Consider the following 20531-nt stretch of genomic DNA (forward strand, 5'->3'; position numbering starts at 1 on the left):
CAGAGGAAGTTCCCCAACCACAAAAGCCCCCCGCCCGCACGCCCCTTTGCTTTTTTTTGGCTAGAATGAAAGTCGCAATTTAATAAATGGCACCGATCTACCTCCTCTCACATGAAGGAAGGGCGATGCATAAAAGTGGCTATCGGAATCAAGTGAGACATAGTGGATTTAATAAAGAGGCTATGGATGGTTGCGCTGAGCACGCCGCTGTTCTTGTGTATATATCAATCCAGGGCAGAGGATTCAGCGGAGCCGGGTGTGATCAGCGAAAGAGAACTGGAAGCTTCCCTGTGGTCGGAAGGTGTTGATCCTCGGGCCCGGATTTACAACGGAAGTCGGGGACAGTCTCCCTCCACTGAAATAGGGATTGTCGAGGCAGTTCTCCAGGCTGTGGGATGGCACCCCGGTATTTCCGAAACCATCGGTTCAATGAATGAGCGCCAAGAGAACGTGCGCGCGGCTCGGGCGGGTTACTTTCCTGAGTTGGGTGTCAACCTGATCGCCGGACAGGATACCGAGAATAATGGGGATGGTCACGGACACGCGATACAAGTCTACGTATCTCAATTGATCTATGACTTCGGCAAGGTATCCAGCGACGTCGATCTGGCCACTGCCCGTGAGAGAAAATCCCAGGCCGAGGTGCTAAAGTCCATCGACACAGTGGCCCGTGATACTGCGAGAGCGGCTGTTGAGGTTCAGCGCTACCAGGCACGTCTGAAAACATCCGAAGAGCAGATCGAAGGTTTGTCTGCCATCGCTTCCCTGGTTCAAATGCGCCGGGACAAGGGCGCGAGTTCGCGCTCAGATGTACTTCAGGCTCAGTCCAGAATTGAGGCAGCCCGCGCCACGAAGCTGCGGGTTTTGGGGCAGCTCAACCGGCAGCGCAGCATCTTGCAGAATCTGATGGGCACCCACTCCCGCGTTGCACTGGCAATGGATGTACCCGAGCCAGTTACCACGGCCTGCCGGGAGGATAGCCCTGATTTTTCCTCGGTGCCCGACTTACTGGTCGCACAATCTTCCTATGCGGAGGCTTTGGCGCAGGTAAAAAATGCAAAAGCCAAATCCTGGCCAACCCTTTCACTGGATGCAAGTGTCAACAACTATCTGGATCCGGATTATGTCGACGCCAATTCCCTCAACGATCACGAGAGTTCCGTATTCCTGAATCTGTCGATGCCCATATACCAGGGTGGAAGGCTCTCGGCCAACAGGCAGTCTTCGGCTTATGCATTGGGATCGGCGGAAGCGGCTGTAGATGCTGCACGCCTGTCGGTTGTACGTGATTTCCGTGCCAGCCAGGAGGAGGCCGATGGCTTGACTCGGAGCCTCTCGATTCTCGAAGCCCGCAAGCGCGCTATTTTCGAAACCCGTGACCTATATAGCAAGCAGTATTTTTCCCTCGGAACACGAACCCTGCTGGACCTTCTCAATGCCGAGCAGGAGCTGCACCAGGCCCGCGTAGAAATAGACGATACCCGCTACGACTTGATTCGCTTGCAGATCGATTGCCTGTACAGCGCCGGAGAAATCAGAGTTGCGTTTCAGCTGGAGGGGCGGGAAATACAGGGGCTGGAGGTAATGCCATGAGCGAGCTCGAGATTTCGGGTGCGGATGCCGAAATTCAGCCGCAGGCGGATTCAGAAAACCGTGCCGACTTTACCCCCTGGTTGGACGCGATACTGACGGTTGCCAAGCACTATCGTCTGGAATTTTCTGCCGAGAATGTACGCATCGCCGCGCACTGGGGCAGGGAGGAGTCTACCGAGAATATCCTCAGGCACATGGCCAGGCAGGCAGGCCTTACAGTGAAGTTTTCTTCTTTCGAGGACTCGCTCCTTACCCCCTGGCGCCTGCCCCTGGTTGTGCAATTCTGGGATGGGCAGATAGGCGTTATCGAAACTGTCGCCAGTGATGGCAGTGTGGGTATCAACTACAGTGGCGATCAGGGTCTGCAAAGCAGCAGTGACTTCAAGGCTATTGTCGAAGAGATCGCCCGGGTTGCCATCCTCCGCCCCGCCCGTTCAGTGGAGGATGCGCGGGTAGATGACTACATAAAGCCCGACAATAGGCACTGGTTTCGAAAGATCATCTTGCGGGACCTGAAGCCGTACGGGCACGTTATGATAGCCACTACGGTTGCCAATATTTTGGGGCTCGCCGGAATCCTATTTGCCAGGCAGGTCTACGACCGCGTGATACCAGCGGATTCCATGTCGACTCTTTATGTTCTATTCAGTGGTGTCTTACTGGCCGTAGTATTCGGCTTCATCATGCGCATGATGCGGGTTCGGATCACCGACCTGTTGGGAAAGCGCGCAGATATCCGCGTTTCCGATATGGTATTCGGACACGCGGTTCGTCTGCGCAATTCAGCCAGGCCTAAGTCTACTGGAACTTTTATTTCCCAGATTCGTGAACTCGAGCGGGTTCGGGAGCTGGTCACTTCCACAACCGTGTTGGCGTTGGCGGACATACCATTTTTCCTGTTGTTCCTGTTAGTGATGTGGGTCCTGGCTGGACCCCTGGTATGGATTCCGATAGGCGGTGTATTACTGTTGTTGGTACCCGCACTGCTGGCCCAGGGAAAGCTTGAAAGGCTGGCACATGAGTCGATTCGCGAATCCTCCCTGCGCAATGCCATGTTGGTGGAGACGATTCAGGGGTTGGAGGATATCAAGACACTGCAGGCCGAACAGCGCTTTCAACGCCAATGGAATCACTTCAATGCAGTAACAGCGGACTCCAATTTGAAGTTGCGTTATCTGGTCAATCTGTTATCGACCTGGACACACAATGTTCAGTCTTCCGTCTTTGCGGTCATTATCTTGTTCGGTGCACCCATGGTTATCTCCGGGGATTTGACCACAGGCTCCCTGGTGGCCGCCTCTTTGCTCGGTTCGCGCATGATGTCGCCCATGGGCCAAATCACTCAGGTCTTGAGCCGCTGGCAACAAGCCAAAGTAGCGCTCAAGAGCCTGGATAAGATAATGCAATTGCCGGTGGATCACCCAGAGGGAAGCAAACGGGTACACAGGTCTGTGATTCACGGAAAATACTATTTCAGGGATGCGACCTTCCAGTACGGCGATGACGCTGCCGAACCCGTACTAACGGTTGCGGAATTGTCGATCTCTCCCGGGGAGCGCATCGCCGTGCTCGGTAGGAATGGTGCGGGAAAATCGACCCTGTTGCAGGCCCTGGCCGGCTGCCTGGAATCGAGCGCCGGCCGGGTGATCCTGGACGACATCAGTATGACGCATATAGATCCGGCAGATATCCGCCGGGATATTGGCCTGCTCAGCCAGAATTCCGCGCTTTTTCACGGCACGCTTCGGGATAATCTTATTATTGGCGCACCGCACGCTACGGACGAGGAAATTCTCTGGGCGCTTCAACTGAGTGGTGCTCTGGAATTTGTGCAGAAGTTCCCCAAGGGGCTGGATCATATGGTATTGGAAGGTGGTCTGGGCCTTTCTGGCGGACAGCGGCAGTCGCTACTGCTGTCGCGCCTCTTTATCCGCCAGCCAAATGTTATCTTGCTGGATGAGCCTACCGCCTCATTGGACGAGGCGACCGAGCGCCGCTTTATCCGGAGCCTGGATGAGTGGAGCAAGGAGCGCACCTTGGTGCTGGCAACCCACCGCGCAAGTACGCTCAGCCTGGTCGATCGGGTACTGGTGGTGGACAACGGAAAAATAATAATAGATGACACCAAGGAAAAGGCTATTGAAAAAATATCCAAGACAGTCAGTCGCGAGTCGAGGAAACGCGAGCAGGTGTCGTGATGGAGAGCAGTGCTACTGACAACAAATACCGTCCACAGGCTGCCGGACGCAAGCGGCCGGGTTCCATTCCGCTACTCGAAGCGGATTATCACAGCGCGGAACAGCACTACAGTGATGAGGTGGACGAGGCCACGGTTGTCCGCTCTACCCGAGTGGTATGGATTTTTTTCCTGCTGATAGCGGCACTGATCACCTGGTCTTATTTTGCTCTGCTCGATGAGGTCACTACCGGCAGCGGTAAGGTTATTCCCACATCCCGCGCCCAGGTCATCCAGTCCCTCGAAGGGGGAATTCTCTTGAGCCTGGAAGTCAGTGAGGGGGATATCGTAGAGCGAGGCCAGGTTCTGGCCCAGCTGGACCCGACACAATTCCGCTCCGATGCGGAGGAGACTGCTGCCAGATACCGGGCGGGACTGGCCCGTATGGTCAGGCTGACAGCAGAGGTCAACGGTACGCCACTGACGTTTCCCGAAAAACTGGAAGCTTACGGGGAGCTCAGGGAAAAGGAAAGAAGGTTGTTCAAAACCCGAAAAAGCAGCCTTGCGGAAACCTTGGGGGGGTTGGGGGAGTCCCTGCGGCTGGTAGAGAGTGAGCTTTCGATCACCAAGTCGCTGGTGAGTTCCGGTGCTGCGAGTAATGTGGATGTATTGCGCCTGAGCCGGGAGAAATCGGAACTGGAGCTGAAAATCCGTGAGTCGCGCTCCGAGTATATGATACAGGCTCGGGAACAGTTGGCGATGGTCAGTGCGGAAGTCGAGGCTTTGTCCTCAGTGTTGGAGGGGCGCTCCGACTCCCTTACACGCTTGACGCACCGCTCACCCGTGCGCGGTATTGTAAAGGATATCGCAGTAACGACCATCGGTGGGGTCATTCCGCCCAACGGCAGACTGATGGAAATTGTTCCCCTAAATGACCAGTTGCTGATTGAGGCACGCATATCGCCACGGGATATCGCCTTTATTCACCCTGGACAGGAAGCCATGGTCAAAATAACTGCATACGACTATGCGACTTTCGGCGGTCTCGATGGCCGGGTGACTACTATCTCCCCGGACACGATTCAGGATGAAATCAAACCGGAAGAATACTACTACCGGGTTTTTATCCTTACAGATTCCGATGCACTGACGAACGATGCCGGAGGCGAGTTCCCCATCACCCCGGGCATGATTGCTACGGTAGATATCAAGACCGGAAGCAAGACTGTATTTGATTACCTGATCAAGCCTGTAAACCAGGCGAGGGAGTCACTCAGAGAAAGATAGCCAATTCCGAGGCCGGAAATTTGCTGCTGCTGAAGACTGCTCCCGACCTCGCTGACAGAATCGGCGGTGCGGCGATGAAGTTTCGGTTCAGAGCGCTTTTGTCTGTACGACGAGGAGCGGACCACAATGTTCTTGCTCCCGCTGCTCAGCCTCGCTCTTCCCCGCGGGATAATACGGCTACTTGGTTCTTTCTATGTTATGGGTGTTTAGGTGATATTGGCAAAGCCTTAAGCGGAGACGATTGAGGCAGGCGGGAAAAAGGAATAGGCGGAAGGAGAACAGTTATGGCTGAGTCGTTTGAGATCACATTCTGTGGCGATACCAGCTTAGGATACTACTATCTCGATAGATCAAGGGAAAAGTATCCCAAAGCCTATGAGCGCCTGCAGAATAACCCGATTTCTTTCTTTGATGGCGTCCTGCCCATTCTTGCGAAAAGCGACGAAGTGATAGTCAACCTGGAAACCGTGCTTAGTCATGATCCTGGTAAACCGATAGAGGGTAAGCAATACCCTGGCTGTGATGATCCAGAAGTTACCATCGAAGTGTTAAAGGAGCTGGGAGTGACGGCCGTCACCTTGGCCAACAACCACACAATGGATTTTGGGCCAGATAAGTTGTTGTCCATGATTGAGAAATTGCAACACAACGGTATTGCGACTATAGGCGCAGGTATAAACCTCGAGGAGGCGCGCAGGCCCTATCGCATTGAGGCGAAGTTCGGAGGCCAGGTAAAAAATGTTTATGTTTTCAACGGGATGCGAGCAACAAGGCGATACATAAAGTATGGATTCTTTGCCGGAAAAGACAGTCCTGGTATTGCAAGCACGAATAGTAACGGGATGATACGCGGAATCCGGAAAGTCAAAGCACTGGATTCAGATAGTATCGTGATTGTCTGTCCGCATTGGCAAGGCATAGATTACCAGGATACAAGTGAGTCACATGCGCAGTGGTGCCGAAAAATTATTGACGCTGGCGCAGATCATATCGTTGCACACGGATCCCACAAGGCAGATACAGTGGGATCATACAACGGAGGGAAGGTATTCTTCTCAATCGGGAACTTTGTCTTCAATTCCCCCGGGCGCTATCGCGTAAAGAAGGCGGAGCCGTATAGCTTGGTTCCGAGGCTGATTCTCGGAAATGCGGGGGAAAGTCCGAATGGGGATTTCTCGGTTTCAAAGATTGTAACAGATAACAGGGCAACGAATTTTAATGTCAGTGTGTGCAAGGAAGACAATGGAGAGCTCTATGGTTCATTGCTCTCAGAGGTAGAAAATATGCGCGAGCAAGGAATTGGTATGAAACTGCAAGATTTCATCAGAATGATAGGCGGGGAGTGCAGGATCCACTTCGAAGGGACGTATGAAGACAGTTTCTTGGGGTTGGCTTATGCTGTGCAAAAGACTAACAGTAAATACTGGATGATTCTAATGGGGAGCCGTTTCTCAGAAAGTATAAAGAAAAAGTATGGACAAGCGGCAGATTCGTTAGAAGAGCTGATCTTACGTTGTGAGCACCGAGGAATAAACAGGTTTGTAGCCCCAATGAGTATGAGGGGGGAAAAGTGTCTTTTGGATAAGCAGTGCATTTTTGTTGATGATACGACTAAGTTTCTCTATAAGGCAGCAGGGCTGATTAAAGATAATGTAACGAGGGGGAAGGTTGTTGGTATCACCGGTTCTGCGGGAAAGTCGACGACTAAGGCGATCCTAACACATGTTATGCGTGAATACCTTACGCAGAAGAACATATTTTCACCAGGTATAAACCAGAATGTTGCCACAAATGTGCTTTGCCATATGTCAAAAAATCATGATTATGATTATGCCATCATGGAAGTTGCGGCTTCATGTTTAGCCAGGTTCAAAAGAAGAAAATTTAGCTTATCTCCGGATGTTGCTGTCGTAACCTCCATTTCTGAAGCTCATCTGGACTATCTTGGGAATCTTGAGGGTGTTGCAGTTACCAAGTCTGAAATATTCTCACAAGCTCCTTCTGACAGCGTTGCAGTGATAAACAGCGATACGCCTCACGCTGATTTGCTAATGGATCGAGCAAAGAGAGAAGGGTATAAGCTTATAAGTTATGGAGAAAACGACGCCGCAGATGTAAGGTTGGAGGGATTTGATTTTTCAAGTAATGCAATCGAAGCCAGCGTACTGGGTGAGAAAGTAAGTTATGTTATGGGGGCTCCTGGTAGGCATATGGCGATCAATAGTCTGGCTGTAATCGCCACTATGATTGGGTTGAACATTGAAGGATGGAAAGAAGCACTTGCTTACTTTTCATCGTACAGACCTTTGATTGGTCGCGGAGAAATACTTCAGGTTAATGTGGAGCGAAAGCAGCTGACGGTCATTGATGAATCTTATAATGCAAATCCAGCGTCGATGACGGCGAGTCTTGATCTATTGAAGAACTACCATCTTCCACATGGGGGTAGGAAAATTGCCATCATAGGAGACATCCTGGAGCTGGGAGATTCTTCTAAGCGCATTCATGCGGCTATGGCTGAGAAAATACTGAGTTCAAACCTGGATAAGGTTTTTCTGGTTGGAGAGCATGTCGAAGAGATATGGTCGCGCCTGCCCAAAAATATTAAAGGTGGAATTTTCCCATCTGTGCTTGGGGTATATGAGAAGCTAAGAAACGAGTTGAGTGACGGCGATGTTTTGCTTCTAAAGGCATCTAACGGAATTGGACTTTCTGAAATATCTTCCGCAATAAAACTCGAATCTGTTGAAAGTTCTAGGGGCGCGGCAGAATCTGTGGGTATGGGTACAGATACTTAGGGGGCGGGCGGCCAGCAGAGATAACCTGGCGGTGCACTCGGAGGTTGATATCTCGGGGTTGCCGAGTGAAAATGTAAAAAAATATGGCCCTGAATGTTAAGAAATTTGTGCGTTTAGGTGTCTAACTGTGCCGGAGTAGGATCTTATATTGAATGGCGATGATAAATATTGTCGCGGCATGATTGTCCTTGACAAGGTAAATCATTATAGATTCTGTGTCAAAATGATCGTAATCTCGGGTTGTGTGGTGTACCGAGTTGCACCTGTCGATATGTCTTTCAATCGGTACTGCTATGAGCCGATTTTAAATGCTCTTTGGCGTTGTCAATTGTTTTTGAGTCGAAATCCAGGCGGGGTTCGAGGATATCTTCATCGACTTGATTGTTGGATGCTTTGTGGGTTCTGTTGCGAAGAAGGTAATAGAGGTATCCAATTAGACCTGACAGATAATGCTGAACGTCGTCTATGCGCACACGAAATCCGTGGCGTCGTATAAAGAATGAGCCGACTATATTGCGTGGGCGTTTAAAATACATCGCAAATTCAGGCCAGATGTAGGAGTTAAGGAGGTGGTTGGCTCTCTTGTGCAAACCGTCGTAGAATCTATCCAGATCAAACTTCTTAAGTAAGTGTGCGCTGTTTTTATCCCGTTTCAGAAGGTAAACCATCTTCTCCGCGGCCACCATCAGTTCGAACTGTGTCGGGACAGCAGGGATGCGACCTTCCATGGCATCCAGGTAGTCGGTAGCGTTTTTTAAGCCAAATTCGTAATACTTCTCTTCCGGCCGATATAGAATCATCTCGGTTGCGCAGTAGCTAAGCCAGTGATCGTGAGCCCTCCAGTGCTCAGCAGAAATAAAGTATTTGAACGCTTTTTCAACTATCGCCAGCCAGCGGGGATCCTTTCTGATTCCATACAATCGCATGAGGCCAAACGCGGCCTCTCCATCAAAGTAGATTATCCTGAACTCGTCCTTCAAGGATAGATCCGGATACCGCAATACATGTACAAATTTTCCAGTATCTGGATTCTGTAAATAGTCGATTCCGAGAGATATGCGCTCCATCAGAAGGTCGTATTCCTTGCTTCCGGTAAGGGATACGTATTTTGCGAGCATAAGCACGCAGATGCTGTTGCCTCCCAGCTTTATCTCATCACCATCTACAACATAAGATACCTCTCGGCCGGACGGTAGTGTTACTGGCTTTATTATCTTTCGTGTCAGGTACCCCAGAGCTCTATCGATGGCGTCTTTCAACTTCTGATCGCCGGTTAGCTCCCAAGCCTCCAGCATTGCATATATACTGCCGACGTGACGTAAGGCATTGTAGTGGTTGATGTTTCTGTCAAAGCAGGCATGTCGGCCATAGCGAAATTGTCCGCTGGCCCGCACTTGTCTAGCTAGATACTGGCTACTGGTTAGAATCAGCCTGGCTACTGTTACTTCATCAATCTCCTTGACTCTTCGACGGCCGATATTTCTTCCCGATCCGTGCAAAGGGACTGGAGGTGCTGATCCATTAGTGAAGAAGCCTTTAGTGGATAGGACATACACTGGATTTTCATCTGAAAAATCCACCTCGGGCTGTTCTTGGTAGCGCCGGCGGACATATGCCTTGAATTTACTTTCATTGATAGCTGCATGTTCGATCTTTTTACCGCCATAGAACATGGCATTACCGTTGATCTCTTGCTCCAAGAATGCGAATTTGAGATCCCGGTCCAGTGCAATTCCATTGCGGAAGAAGCATGGGGTGAGAGTTGTTAGCTTCCGCTTGATTTCGCGCCACGTCGTTTCCTCAATGCCAGTTACCCAGTCAACCTTGAGCCAGCAAACATCCATTTCGGCATCCTTCGCCGCTCTGCGAGCCTTGGATACTGCCGATCGCCAGGCAGTGGAAAAGTCATCGGCAGTAGCGTGTCGAACCTTGGCCCTTCGTTTTCCGTCGCAAATGGATATAAAAAGGGTGTAGGGCGGTGCTTGGGCGGAAACTACTTCTTCTACAACTGGCCGTATTTGCAGTATGAGCTTTGATAGGAACATGGCTTGTAATTCATTCTCGACGCCGGCTTGGGCGTCTGTTCACTTTCATCCATGGGGTTGTGATAGACCCGCGTTTGTTTTGGCTGTCGCCGAATTGGAGTATAGACCCGCAACAGAATGTTGTCGGTCAGCATGACTGTGTGTTTGTCCGAGGTTGCGGAGGTGTCTGCAAGTGACCCCGGAAGCTAAGGATGACGGAGATACACTGCGGGAGTAGGAGTAAGAGGATGGACCGGTGATATTTACATTCCCGGATGAGAAAATCCAGGATTTGTGGCTCACAACGGTGCCATCGATCCTGGAGTTGCTAGAGGATATTGATGCCGAATAATGGCGGATCGCAAAGCCTGGTGATTCTTGTTGGACTAGACTGAAGGGCGAATTTCTATAATTTTGGTATCCTGGAAAGTTTGGGCGATATGGTGAATTAAGCTGTTGTCAACGAAAGATGAGAATGGGGAATCGAATAAATCGACTACGGATGGTTTCTCTCTCTATGGCGGCAACTCTATCGATTGCTACAAGACTTGCGGAAGGCACTGATATCGTCAGTCTATCACTATTGCAGTATGTAGTCGTTATATCACCCGTCGGAATCCAGTTTGATCTGTCCGGGGTCATGGTATTCCGGGAGCTGAAGAAAGCCGTGCCCGACTGCCTCGTAAAGTCTCTCAATTACACAAGTGAGGCAATGACGGATCGATGGTGGCGATGCCTGCATTGGGACATGAAATGAAAATCCACAGGGGCCTGGTTTCAACCCTGATCGTCCTGCTTGACTGGCTGGGGGCGTCCGTGGGCTTCGCCAGTGAGGTGCAGTTGGTAACCCTTACGGCCGAGATCACTGTAATCAACCATTCGGATCGGGACATAGGTAGGTATGTACACAGGCTGTCCGTGCCGGTTGCCGGGCATCTCCAACAAAAACTGGTGGGGATAAGATACGAACATCCGGAAAGCATCATACGAAAGAGGCGCAGGCGTGGAGATAGCGACTACCTGGAGCTTCGTTGGAATATTCCGGCTGAATCGGTTTCGACCCGGAAGGTGCACTTTGACCTGGAGTTGTCCCCCTACGACTACAGGTCAGGGAATCGCGCAGTTGCTCCAATGACCACTGAGAACTACCTGCAGCCCGCAAAGTATATCGAGTCGGACTCGAGTGCGGTCAAGCGGTTGGCCGCACAAATAGAGAGTACCTACGAGACGGACGAGGAGCGGCTGCGGGCCGCTTTCCTTGTCCCGCAGCAAATGATTGATTATCAGGTGCAGTCCACGCAGGGGGCGCTCTCGGCGATTGAGCACGGAAAAGGAGACTGCACAGAGTTTGCCGCTCTTTTTGTCGCCTTGGCGAGAGCTATGGGATATCCAGCCAGGATGACCACTGAATTCCTGTTTGTCTCGAGAACGGAATTTCGACAGCCGAACCATCACTCGGCCGAAGTTTACTTGAATGGCAGTTGGATCCCGGTAGATCCTAACCTGGCCTTGGACCGGAAGTATGGTTACGGATTTGGCGTTGGAACGGCCAAAAAAGTGATTATAAGCCGGGATTTTTCCTGGGTTTGGGCGAATCTCTGGCCCAGATCATTGGGCAGCGCGCGGAATAGTGTTGATGTAAAAGTGCGGTGGAAGCTGAAATAGGGAAGGTTGTATATGGAGATTGCGCTAAAGGATAGCGGTTTGTTTGCAGGAGGATTCTCCCAGGATAAATTGCTGGAGAGTGATCTTCTCAAAAGTGAAAACGACTTTTCTGGGTCTCCATTTTTGAAGAAGAAGGGGGATATTGATCAGCTCCTGATTACGGAGAAGGCATTGGAACTTGGCTTGTATGTCAAGTTTTATCGATCGGACATTTATAGTGTGTCCAATGGGCGCAGAAGTATCCTTTTTTGTCAGACATCTGCGATGGTGTCGGAGGTTTACAGATTCTGTGCGCAGTTGAAGCATGTCACTAAAGAGATATTATCCCGGAATGAAGTTCCTGTCCCGCCGGGTGAGGTTTTTGAAAGCTACCGCAAAGCACTCAGGTATTTTGAGTCGATGAGCGGGCCCGTTGTCGTAAAACCGGTCCGTGGAAGCCATGGTAGAGGGATCACCACCGGTGTGATAGATGAGGCCACCTTTAGGCTGGCTTGGGATACCGCCAAGAACAAGTCGTCAGAGGTTATTGTCGAGAAACACCTTCCCGGTTGTGATATTCGCGTCAATGTCATTGGTGGCCAAGCTGTCTCTGCCTGTTTCAGAATTCCCGCCAATGTCGTCGGGGACGGTTCCAGTACGATAAAATCGCTTGTGGATAGGAAAAATGAGAGACGGAAGGGAAATCCCGCACACTTACTGATGTCTGAGTATATCAAGCGATTTGACCTGCTTGAGTTGAAGGGGGTATCTATGGAAGAGGTCCCTGCGGCGGGGGAGCGCGTCTGGCTATCTGGTGTGGCCAACGTGTCCGTTGGGGGAGAAGGTATCCAGCTTATCGAGCACTTGGACCCCGCCATCTTAAGGATGGCTGAGAGGGCGGCCAAAGCATTTCCAGGTGTTTATCATGTGGGTGTGGATGTGATGGTTCCGGCCTACGATAAGCCGGAAAACTGCACTCCCTTTATTATTGAGGTCAATACGAATTCTGCTACCTCCGCGCCAGTGTTTCCAAACTACGGAAACGCGGTGGACCTTCCCGAGTTATTGCTGAATCACCTCCTTGCTGAGGGCGGTCCAGCCCCGTGTTTCCCCGCCTGGCATGACAGCAATTTACCGGAAAGGAAGGTACTTTCTGTTGCGGCGCAGTGGGATTGCGAATTCCGTGATCTGAAAGTCAGAAAACGTCTTGCTGGCCAGAAGGCACTGATAAGGCACGCTGCCAGCAGGCTCAATCTCAAGTTCTCGGAAATCAGCGGCTCGGTTGCGTCTGTCGAGTGCGGTGAGGAGTTTAGGCTGTTTCACCGCGCCATGCCCGACAATGTGCTCCAGGGAGCACGTCGCGCCTGCGTTCACAATGACTTGCGGGCCGGACTGTTGGAGAAGGCGGGAGTGAACTCATCCCTGGGAAATATTGCTGCGACGGAGCATTTCGCGGATGAGAGCCCTGTCCGCTATCGACTGCTGGTCATTGGTGGCCATCTGGTGGCAGGCCTGGAGAGATCGCGGAAAGCACCGGAAACCGGCGATGAATCTGGCCTTTCTGGTGCGGCTATGCTGTTTGGCGAGGTGACCAGTGATGTCAGTGAAAGCATCCATGTAGATTTCTCCCGTATCGCGGTCGGTGCAGTAGATGCGCTATTCGGTCCATTTCTGGCCGGGGTGGATATCATTGCAAAAGACATTTCGGCACCGGCGACTGAGCAGGCCTGGATGGTGACGGATGTCGTCTCCAATCCGGCATTGGGATGGCATCACTTTCCCGTATTCGGCAAGGGCAGAGACGTGGCCGGCGCACTGCTGGCGGCCCTGTTTCCCCGCGTGATTGACGAACGTACACCGCTTATGCACTTTTGTATCACCGTAGAGGGAGACGGTGTCAATGGTGCTTATCGGAGGCGGATAAGGATACATGCCTGTGAAAGGGGGATTGTCGGGGAACTGCGCGCTGTATCGAAGAAGTCTGTTGAAATCGCAGCCCAGGGTACTCCCGTGGCATTGTCGTCCTTACTTTCGCTCTGCTCGGTCGGCAATGACGGATCCTCCACCTTCGACGTGCATGTGGAATCATTGCCACTTGCCGGATATGAGGGGTTTGAGATCCGCGACCAAACAGAGGCTCCCTAGACGTAGCTACCGCTTTTCTGCGCCTCTTCGAACAACAGTCTGGATACCGAGCCGAAATCCGAATCCCGCCGGGAGCCTTTGATCAGTACCAGGTCGGACTGACCGGCGTTCTCCGCCAAATAACTGACGAGTTCCGCTGCAGTGGAGAAGTGCGGGCCCAGTACCCTTTCCGGCAGGACCGCGCGCAGGTACTGCATGTCGTCCCCGTGTGTTACCACCCAGTCCGCACCGCTGGCGAGCAGCGGTTCGGCGAGGCTCTCGTGCAGTGCCTGGGACTGGTCGCCGAGCTGCACTATACGGCCGAGCACGGCAATCTTGCGCCCGCCCTCGCCGACCTTTGTCTGCTCGAATAGCGAGAAGGCGTTCAGCATGGAGCTGATGGTCGCATTCCAGCTGTCGTCGATCACCCTCAGTGACCGCCCGCCCAGGTCCAGGTGGCTGCGGTGCAGGTGCCCCTCATCCAGCTCCAGCTGGTCCAGTGTCTCCGCGGCAGTGACAAGGTCGAGACCCATGGCATAGACGGCGCAGAGAGCGGCCACTGCGTTGTACACCATGCCGGTGCTTGGGGCAGGCACGCGTAGTTGTAATTGCACTTGCGGCGTTCGCAGAGTCACCCAGCTGCCGTCCTCGTCGCCGCGAATATCGATTATCTGCACTTCCGCGTCTTCACTGGTACCGAAGACGATGACACGGTTCGCATGCTTGCTGGCCTGCTCGAGCACATAGTCGAAACACTGCAGGTGTTCGCCGATTATCGCCACTGCCGCCCCAGTGAGGCCGTCGAAGATCCGAGACTTCCACTTTGCGGTATCCCGTACGGTTTTTACGCGCTTGGTGGTCTGGGACACGCCAAGCTCGGTGATCAGTGCAATCGTGGGTTTGATCTTCCGCGTTATCGGGCCGCGTTTCATCCACAGGGCGCTCTGCGCCACCTCGATGACCGCCGCCTCGTGGTCCCTGCTCAGGCTGGCCAGCATGGTCGGGGCGCCGACCCGGGAGTTGTAGTTGCCGAGGCTCGTCAGTACCTTTTCCCGGCCGCCGAGCATTTGCCCGAGCATTTTAAGGGTGCTGGACTTTCCGGCGGTACCGGTGATCGCGATGACGTCGCCGGTGAAGCGGCTGCGCGCGGCCAGCCCCAGTTCGATAATCGCCTTGATGGGATCTTCCACCTGCAGGACCGGTAGCGCCGGCGGCAGACCGGGGATCGGCCTGGCGACAATCGCACCGGCGATGGTATCGGCGAATTCCGGCAGCTTGCTGTGCAGGTCCCACTCGCTGGGCCAGGCTGAGGTGGTGCTCTGCTCGTGGTAGGCCCTGTCCAGGTTACTGTGGGCGACGAACATGACCGGGTCGAGCGATTGGGGAATGAAACCCTTGCCGGACACGACGCTGCGCACGAACCAGCCCTCCGGGGGCGGCACCAGCCATTTGCCGCCGGTCACTGATACCAGCTGCTCGGCATTCCATGTCTGGCCCGGGTAGTGCTCGTGCACCAGTTCGGAAAATTCTGTCTGGTAAACCGGTATTTGTTTCCGGAGACCTGTATCAGCCTTGGGCGGGACATCCAGGTGCACCACAAACCCGTCGAGCGGAATGGGTTTTATTCGGTCGCGGCTGGAGACGAGTCCAATATGCAGTTGCAGATCGGCCCTGATAAAAGTTTTCGATGCTGGCGGCCTTAGGCCGTAGAAGTCCCGGTAGATGACGCCCGGGCGCCAGCGGCTGGTGGGCATCTGCCAGTCGCAGGGATCGTGGTCCATGGATTTTCCCCAGTAGGGCATGGAGGTCTGCCGGGTGGGTATTGCGCGGAAGTCTAAGCGGTAGTCCTGGTCCGGCACTCGTTCCGTGGTCCAGAAGGATTCCACCCAGAGCAGCTGCCGCGACTTCACATCCCGCGGCTGCAGTCGCACACCCAGCAGCGTGAGTGGGCCAATCCTCAGCGGCGCAATCCTGGCATCTTCAGGCACCGAGTCTACCCGCCAGGCCGGATTGGTCGGACGCTCTTTCTGCATCAGTGCCGTGAGATTGTACTGGGTCTTATGCGCCAGCGGGCAATCGAGCACCGGGCGGTCTGGAGGGCTCAGTGCGATGGAGCCGCTGCCATCCTCCAGTAGTTTCATGTCCGTGCCGAGTTTCACGCAGAGCTCTGCGTAGCGGCGGCTGGCCTCGATGGCCTTGCGACCGGTCAGCTGACGGCTGAACCCGAAGCCGACACCTGCCGGAACAAAAGTGACTCTCTCCACACCCCTGGCGCTGAGCTCCAACCGGAAAACGCCGCTGTCGCCAAGAGAGTGCCGCACTGAATCAAACAGGAGGTCGCCGGCGTCGTGAATGATGGGTCGCTGGCGGTAGACTTCGATTCCCTGTAACAGGTGTGCGCTGGTTCCGAGCACCGCATCGGCGCCGGCATCGATGATCGCCTGGCCGACTGCTATCTCCTGCTGGCCCGGGTGACGCTCCAGGTTGGGGCCCCAGTGCACGGCCACCAGGACGATCTGGGCCCGTTGCCGGGCTGCCTGAACCCGGGGCGCCAGCTGTGCCATCCAGGCACGGGGATCCGACAGGGACAGGTGGGCGCAGCCTCCGGTATTTTCAAAGGCGGCGAAGTGGTGTTGGGTGGCATCCAGTGAGAAGATGGCCACGTTCAGTGGACCGGCCGGTCTGATTACCGGAGTCAGGGCCTCGTCGAAACTAGCCCCGGATCCGGTGTGGCCGATACCGACGGTATCCAGCCACTGCCGCTGTTCCAGTAACGCCTGCGGACCGTAGTCACCGCTGTGGTTGTTGGCGGTGGTGACCACGTCTACCCTGGCGGCGACCAGCTGGCGCAGCATCTCCGGCCTGGCTCGGTAGTAGTAGGGCGAGGCCTCGCCCTTCTCCACCCCCTGTTCGCCGGCGGTTGCCACCACACACTCCAGGTTGACGATACTGAGATCGGCATTGTTGAGGGCGGGGATTTTTCCCAGCACGGTTTCCTCACCCAGTTCGGCGGTTCTGTAGTGCTGGCGGCGGCCCAGGTTGACATCGCCTCCCCAGGCGACCACCGGCGCCTCGGTTGGTGGCAGAATGGGGTGCAGGGTTTCGTCCACCAGGTTGGCAGGCGCGGCGACCTGGCCGCCATTGCGCAGGTAATTGCGGTAGGCCACAAAGCCGGACAGGTAGTGCTCCACGTCGTCGATGCGCACGCGGAAGGCGTGGTGGCGGATAAAGAAGCTGCCGACGATTCTCTGCGGATTGCGATAGAACATCGCAAACTCGGGCCAGAAGTAGCCGTTGAGCAGGTAGTTGGCGCGCTTGTGCAGGGCGCGGTAGAACCAGTCCAGGTCGAGCTGTACCAGCAGGTGCTGGAAGCGCTCTTCCCGCTGCAGTCGGGTCACCATTTTCTGCGCCGCCATCATCAACTCCAGCAGCGTGGGGAAGGTGGTGATGCGGTTTTCCACGAAGTCCAGGTAGTCGGCGACGTTCCTGATGCCGAACTGGTAGTACTTTTCCTCCGGGCGATAGAGGGTCAGTTCGTTGACGCAGTAGCTCAACCAGTGGTCGTGGGCTTTCCAGTGATTGGCAGCGATAAAGTAGGTGAAGGCCTTTTCCACCGTCGCCAGCCAGCGGGGATTGCGGGTCAGGCCATAGAGGCGCATCAGGCCGAACGCCGCCTCGCCGTCGTAGTAGACGATGCGGAACTCTTCCTTGAGGGTGAGTTCAGGGAATTGCAGTACGTGCATGAATTTGCCGCTGTGCGGATCCTGCATAAACTGGATGCCCAGGGCCAGCTGATCCATCAGCTCCAGATACTGGTCCGATTTGGTCAGCTCGCTGAATTTCACCAGCGCCAGCAGGCACACGGCGTTGCCACCGAGTTTGATTTCGCCGTTTCTCTCGACCAGGAAGGCGGCCCTCTCACCGGACTCCAGCGTGACCCGCTTGATCAGTTTTCCTGTCAGGTATTGCAGTGACCTGTCGATGGCGGCCTTCAGCTTCTGGTCGCCGGTCACCTCCCAGGCCTCCAGCATGGAGTAGGTGCTACTGGTGTGGCGCAGTGTGTTGTAGCTATCTATATGCCTGTCAAAGCAGGCGTGCCAGCCGTAGTAAAAACGCCCGCTTGGCTTGACCTGGCTGGCCAGGTAGTCGCTACTGGTTTCGATCAGTTTGGTGACCGTGCCCTCGTCCAGCTCCTCGACCACGCGGCGGCCGGCGTTACGCCCCGGGCCATACAGGGGTGCGGGACTTCCCGAACCGTCGCAGAATATTCCCTCGGTGGACAGCACAAATACCGGCCTGTCATCGGAGAAATCCAATTCCAGCTGTGCGCTGTAGCGCCTGCGCACGTAAGACTTGAAGTTCTTCTCATTGAAGACCGCATGGCTGATTTTATTCCCGCCATAGATCATGGCGTTGCCGTTCAGTTCCTGCTCCAGAAAGGCGTACTTGTATTCCGGATCCAGGGCTATGCCATAGCGGAAGTAGGCGCGCTTGGTGGCACTGAAGCGTTGATTCAGATCTCTCCAGGTCATCGCCTCTGAATCGAATACCCAATCCACCCTGAGCCAGCAGACATCCATCTTCGCGGCATTGGCCGCCCGCCGCGCCAGGGTGGCCGCGGCCTGCCAGGCGCCGGCGAAATCCTTCGCTGTGACATGCTGGACCTTGGCCCTCTGTCTTCCATCGCTGACGGAAAAGAAGAGGGTATAGGGCGGTGCTAAACCGCGCAGTGCGTGTTCCACCGCGGGGCGGGCTTGCATTAGCAGTTTTGAAAGTGACATGGCCTTATTGCTTGTTGAAGGTTGATGTAACTGATTCGCAGCCCGGTCCATTGCGACCGAGAAGCCTGTGAGGGTCGAAAGGGCACTGGTGCCATTCAGTGGCAGGTCAGCGCAGCACGATGACCGGCACATTGGGCTATTGAATCGAATCTGGCTGTTGAGACTTCTTTCGCGGGTGGCCGGCAGCCGGGAATGTCCCGGAGGAAAAAGCCGTGGGTGACGCCAGAGTAGACATCAAGACACTTTCATCCCTGGGGCTGTGAAGAACCCGTATAAATTTGTGGCTATTGCGTAGAGGAGTATAGACCCGAGAGTGAAACCTGCCCGGGCAATAGACGCATTCACGAATCGTTCAGGGGCAGCTGGGATGGCGGCAGCGACTGTGTGGAAATAGTTGAAACTTCCGCTTGCAAACGCCGATTACTCAGATACTATTAACGCCATAGAGTCAACTAGCGAAAGTTTCCAATGAATAGCCTGAACCTACACATTTCACCGCGCATGCGCTCCGCCCAGCAGCACCAGCTGCCGGCCGTCGCTCGCCTGTGGTGTGGTGTTTTGGCTCTGGCCAATATTGTGAAACGCCACTCCCAGTGCGTCGCGCTACAGGCCGTCCGCAAGACCGTCTATAAGATGCGCCCGGTGACCGCCGTGATCACCTAGCACACCCGACAAAGCCATAGGCGATGGAAGGTGTAACAGCCTTCCTCCCAAGAGAAAACCCGGAAGGCTGACCTTCCGGGTTTTTTTTTGCCGAAATTTTCGCACCGGAATTCAACAAAGAGAGCAATGATCGACAAGGAGTAGTGAGATGGACAGGCAGTGGTGGCAGCGGCTGCACAACTTTCCGCCTTTAATCTGGATAATCCTGATCGGCAGTTTTTTTGGCCGCGGCACCTATTTTATGGTGTGGCCATTTTTGGCGATTCTGCTGTATGAAAAATTCCAGCTGGGGGCGGCTGAGATCGGATTGATCCTCAGCGCATCGGCAGTGGGTGCCGCACTTTTGGGCTTTTACGTGGGCGCGCTCTCGGATCGCTACGGGCGTCGCAATATGCTGCTGGCCGGCACTGCGATCAACTTTGTCGCCTTTGCCCTGTTGGCAGTGGCACAGACGCTGCCGGCTTTTATCCTGGCGATGACATTCTGTTCTGTAGGGCGCGCCATCTGGGAGCCACCGGCCAGTGCACTGATCGGTGACCTCATCAGGGATAAACAGAGCCGCGAGCTGGCGCTGCAGTTCCGCTATTTCCTGATCAACGTAGGCGCGGCGCTGGGTCCGATCGTCGGCGTCTGGGCGGGTCTGAGCGCACAGCAGTCCACTTTCGGACTTACAGCCCTCAGCTACCTGCTGTTGAGCCTGGCGTTCCTGTGGGGCTTCGCACATACGGTGAGTGGACGGCTCGCGCACAAGCGGCGCGATAGCAGTGTGTCGGTGCGCAGCACCCTGGCGGTTTTGCGCAGTGATCAGGTTTTCCTGGTAGTGATCGTCGCCAATGTGCTGACTTTGTTCATTTACGCACATATGGATTCCAGCCTGGTGCAGTACCTGACCCATGCCCAGGCGCCGGCGCTGGTGGAACTGATCTCCAGCATGATTCTGGTCAATGCGATAACTATCGTATTGTTGCAGTTTCCACTGTTGCAGATGATGCGCAGTATCGATGTCAACGGACGCATTGTGATCGGCCTCGGGATACTGGCGGCGGGGCAGGCGTGGTTTGCGCTCAACCCGGTGCATTGGTTTGCCGGCTGGCTGGGCGCCACCTTCGTGGTCAGCCTGGCGGAGGCGATACTTTTCCCGACCATGAGTGTGCAGATAGACAGGTTGGCGCCGGACCATCTGCGCGGCAGCTACTTCGGTGCCTCCTCCTTTTACTCGCTGGGCTGGTCGGTGGCACCGCTGTTCGGCGGTATCGTGATTGAGTGGTGGAGCGGTCCGGCGCTCTATTGGATGATGTTTGTTCTGTGCGGGCTGGTGTATGCGCTCTATCGCCTGACCGGGCGACTCTCCAGGCCCGATTGGCCGGAGCCTGAGGATGTTGTGGAAATACGGTCAGGTGCCGTCCAACCGCAGTGATTTTTTGTTGTCTAGACCCCTGTT

Annotated in this window: 10 protein-coding genes; 8 read left to right on the forward strand and 2 right to left on the reverse strand. The window is 54.4% G+C overall.

All coding sequences use genetic code 11. The features are described from left to right. The first annotated feature begins 258 nt into the window (after positions 1-258). The 4 genes from IG627_RS18080 to IG627_RS18095 all read left to right on the forward strand — a co-directional run bounded on the left by IG627_RS18080 (position 259) and on the right by IG627_RS18095 (position 7854). On the forward strand, positions 259-1593 hold the full coding sequence (locus IG627_RS18080) for a TolC family outer membrane protein (protein ID WP_319024606.1): 1335 nt from the start codon (positions 259-261) through the stop codon (positions 1591-1593). Then, positions 1590-3791, forward strand: a complete 2202-nt coding sequence (locus IG627_RS18085) for a type I secretion system permease/ATPase (RefSeq protein ID WP_193194257.1) — start codon at positions 1590-1592, stop codon at positions 3789-3791. Before IG627_RS18080 ends, IG627_RS18085 begins: the two co-directional genes overlap by 4 nt. Further along, entirely contained in the window at positions 3791-5056 is a 1266-nt protein-coding gene (locus IG627_RS18090) for an HlyD family efflux transporter periplasmic adaptor subunit (protein ID WP_193194321.1), read from the forward strand. Before IG627_RS18085 ends, IG627_RS18090 begins: the two co-directional genes overlap by 1 nt. Positions 5057-5340: 284 nt before the next feature. After that, entirely contained in the window at positions 5341-7854 is a 2514-nt protein-coding gene (locus tag IG627_RS18095; protein WP_193194259.1) for a CapA family protein, read from the forward strand. A gap of 278 nt (positions 7855-8132) precedes the next feature. Here IG627_RS18095 and IG627_RS18100 read toward each other — a convergent pair whose 3' ends face one another. After that, a complete protein-coding gene (locus IG627_RS18100; RefSeq protein ID WP_193194261.1) occupies positions 8133-9899 on the reverse strand; it encodes a Mur ligase in 1767 nt (588 codons plus the stop codon). Positions 9900-10631: 732 nt separating this feature from the next. On the opposite strand from IG627_RS18100, the gene IG627_RS18105 reads away from it, so the two are divergent. After that, complete coding sequence (locus tag IG627_RS18105; RefSeq protein ID WP_193194263.1) at positions 10632-11543, forward strand: transglutaminase-like domain-containing protein; 912 nt, start codon at positions 10632-10634, stop codon at positions 11541-11543. Between the two features lie 12 nt (positions 11544-11555). Continuing rightward, positions 11556-13667 carry an ATP-grasp domain-containing protein gene (locus IG627_RS18110; protein WP_193194265.1) on the forward strand — a complete coding sequence of 704 codons (2112 nt, stop codon included), beginning with the start codon at positions 11556-11558 and terminating at the stop codon, positions 13665-13667. Here IG627_RS18110 and IG627_RS18115 read toward each other — a convergent pair. Further along, positions 13664-18427, reverse strand: a complete 4764-nt coding sequence (locus IG627_RS18115) for a CapA family protein (RefSeq protein WP_193194267.1) — start codon at positions 18425-18427, stop codon at positions 13664-13666. The two genes, IG627_RS18110 and IG627_RS18115, sit on opposite strands and share 4 nt — an antisense overlap. A gap of 468 nt (positions 18428-18895) precedes the next feature. Between IG627_RS18115 and IG627_RS18120 the strand changes: the two genes are divergently transcribed. Both IG627_RS18120 and IG627_RS18125 read left to right on the forward strand, forming a co-directional pair. Continuing rightward, entirely contained in the window at positions 18896-19090 is a 195-nt protein-coding gene (locus IG627_RS18120) for a hypothetical protein (protein ID WP_193194269.1), read from the forward strand. A 148-nt stretch (positions 19091-19238) separates the two neighbouring features. Next, positions 19239-20507, forward strand: a complete 1269-nt coding sequence (locus IG627_RS18125; RefSeq protein ID WP_193194271.1) for an MDR family MFS transporter — start codon at positions 19239-19241, stop codon at positions 20505-20507. Positions 20508-20531 lie beyond the last annotated feature (24 nt).

Origin of the sequence: Microbulbifer taiwanensis (assembly GCF_014904815.1) — a bacterium.
In the GTDB taxonomy this organism is placed as follows: Bacteria; Pseudomonadota; Gammaproteobacteria; order Pseudomonadales; family Cellvibrionaceae; genus Microbulbifer; species Microbulbifer taiwanensis.